Genomic DNA, 2,861 nt, shown 5'->3' with positions numbered 1-2,861 from the left:
GCGCGCTTACGTGGCGCCGCGTACCGAGTTGGAAAAGGCCCTGGCCGAGATATGGCAAGCGGTGCTCAAGGTCGAACAGGTCGGTCTGCACGATAACTTCTTTGAACTGGGCGGTGACTCGATCATCGCCATTCAAGTGGTCAGCCGCGCGCGTGCTGTCGGGCTGGCGTTGACCCCTAAAGACCTGTTCCAGCATCAAAATCTGCAAGCCTTGGCCGCCGTAGCGCGACGTGAAACAACGGTCAAGTTCGACCAAGGGCTGACCCACGGTAGTTGCCGCCTGACGCCGATTCAGCGTTGGTTCTTCGCCGAAGACAATCCCGAGCCGCAGCACTGGAATCAATCATTACTGTTGCGTGCTGACAGCGCACTTGATCCGCAATGGCTGGCACAAGCATTGGCTGCAGTGATCCAGCACCACGATGCCCTGCGCTTGCAGTTTGATGGCAGCGACAGCGCTATTTATGGGGTCAGCCAAGAACCTGCCGACGTGCTGTGGCAGCGCTCAGCAAACGACGCCGAGCAATTGCTGGCTCATTGCGAAGCCGCCCAGCGCAGCCTGAATCTGGCGGTCGGGCCGTTGCTGCGCGTGTTGTTAGTGGAGATGGCTGACCGCAGCCAGCGTTTACTGCTGGTGATCCATCACTTAGTGGTGGATGGCGTGTCTTGGCGGATTCTGTTGGAAGACTTGCAACAGGCCTACCGTCAATTGTCCCAACGGCAGGCCGTTCGCTTGCCCGGCAAAACGAGTGCCCTGCGCGACTGGACTGAACAACTGCAGCACTACGCACAGCAGCCAGCGTTGCTCGCCGAGATCGATTTCTGGTGCTCGCAAAGCCAAGCGTTGTCGACTGAGCTGCCCCGTGACAACCCGGCCGGTGGACGCACCCAGGCCTTGAGTCAGCGCATCGTCACCCGGTTGGACGCTGTCACCACCCGTCAACTGTTGCAAGAAGCGCCGGCGGCGTACCGCACCCAGGTCAATGACCTGTTGCTCACGGCCTTGGCCCGGGTACTGTGTCGCTGGACCGGGAAAGACAGCGCATTAATCCAACTTGAAGGCCACGGCCGTGAAGAACTGTTCGCCAGTGTCGACCTGTCGCGCACTGTCGGTTGGTTCACTAGCGCTTACCCGCTGCGGTTGAGCCCGGCACCGCAGACCGGGGATTCGATCAAAGCAATCAAAGAGCAACTGCGTGCGGTGCCGAATAAAGGCCTTGGCTATGGCGTATTGCGCTACTTGGGCGACGCTGACACTCAAGCGAAACTCGCCGCATTGCCGCAACCACGGATCACCTTCAACTACCTGGGTCAATTCGACGCCAGCTTCGAAGACGGCGGGTTGTTTACCCCGGCTCAGGAGGCGCGTGGCGCCAGCCTGAGTCCCGAATCTGCACTGGGCAATTGGTTGAGCCTTAACGGTCAAGTGTACGGCGGCGAGTTAGCGCTGGACTGGACGTTCAGCCGCGAGGTGTATCAACACAGCACCGTGCAAGGACTGGCCGATGATTTTGCCAGCGAATTGCAGGCAGTGGTCGCGCATTGCCTGGCCGCAGAAGGCGGTGCGCTGACCCCGTCGGATGTGCCGCTGGCCGGTCTGGATCAAGCAGCGTTGGATGCGCTGCCACTGGTGGCCGGTTCGCTGGAAAACCTGTTCCCTTTGGCACCGTTGCAACAGGGTTTGCTGTTCCATGCGCAATACGCGCCGGAGGCTGCGGCCTACGTCAACCAACTACGGGTGGACATCGACGGTCTGGATGTCGAGTGCTTCCGCAGCGCCTGGCAGGCGACATTGGATGCCCATGACATCCTGCGCGCCAGCTTTGTTTGGGAAGGATTGGCGCAACCGCTGCAAGCGATCCACCGCCAGTTGACACTGCCGATGCAGGTCCTTGATTGGCGTGAGCGTGCCGATCTGAACGCCGAGCTGGACCGCTTTGCCGAACACGACCAATCGTGTGGTTTCGACCTGAGCGCCGCACCGCTGTTGCGTCTGACCGTGGTCCGTACCGCTGCCGAGCGGCAACATTTGATCTTTACCAGCCATCACATTTTGCTGGATGGCTGGAGCACCTCGCAGTTGTTCGGCGAAGTACTGCAGCGTTATGCGGGGCAGGTGCCGACAGTCACTGCCGGCTTCGGCGTGTACATGGCGTGGCTGCAACGCCAGGATGCGCAGGCTGCTGAAGGGTTCTGGCGCGAGCAGATTTTACCGCTGCAAGAACCGACTCGCTTGGCGACTGCGTTGAGCAGGCTGCATGGCAAAGACGATGAATTCGCAGAGGTGGTCGGTGAGCACCAACTGCGGGTCAACGCCCACACAACGTCACGTCTGCAAGCGTTGGCCAAGGGCGAAAAAATCACCCTCAACACCTTGGTGCAATCGGCGTGGCTGTTACTGCTGCAACGCTGTACCGGGCAAACCGCAGTCGCCATGGGCATCACCGTGTCCGGGCGGCCAGCGGATTTGCCCGGCGTCGAGCAGCAACTGGGCCTGTTCATCAACACCTTGCCGGTCATTGGCCAGCCGGCTCCGGAACTCACCGCCAGCCAATGGCTGCAAGCGGTGCAGGCGCAAAACCTAACGCTGCGTGACCATGAATACACGCCACTGGGCGACATTCAGCGCTGGGCCGGGCATGCGGGCGAGGCGTTGTTTGACACCCTGCTGGTGTTCGAAAACTACCCGATAGCCGAGCAGCTTCAAGAAAAAAGCCTTGGCCAAGACCTGACCTTCAGCAACGTCCGGGTCGAGGAAAACACCAACTACCCGCTGACCTTGAGCGTATTGGTCGGCGAACAGATTCTTCTGGAGTTCGGCTACCAACACCAACACTTCGATGCGCTGACCATCGAGTGGC

At 60.3% G+C, this 2,861-nt stretch carries 1 protein-coding gene; it reads left to right on the top strand.

Annotated elements, in window-relative coordinates; genetic code table 11:
• Positions 1-2,861, top strand: a 2,861-nt coding sequence (locus M0974_RS26155; protein WP_297843934.1) for a condensation domain-containing protein, incomplete at both ends; no start/stop codon positions are given.

Source organism: Pseudomonas sp. (genome assembly GCF_026224925.1).
Lineage (GTDB): Bacteria > Pseudomonadota > Gammaproteobacteria > Pseudomonadales > Pseudomonadaceae > Aquipseudomonas.
This window is presented reverse-complemented; position numbering and strand designations above follow the sequence as displayed.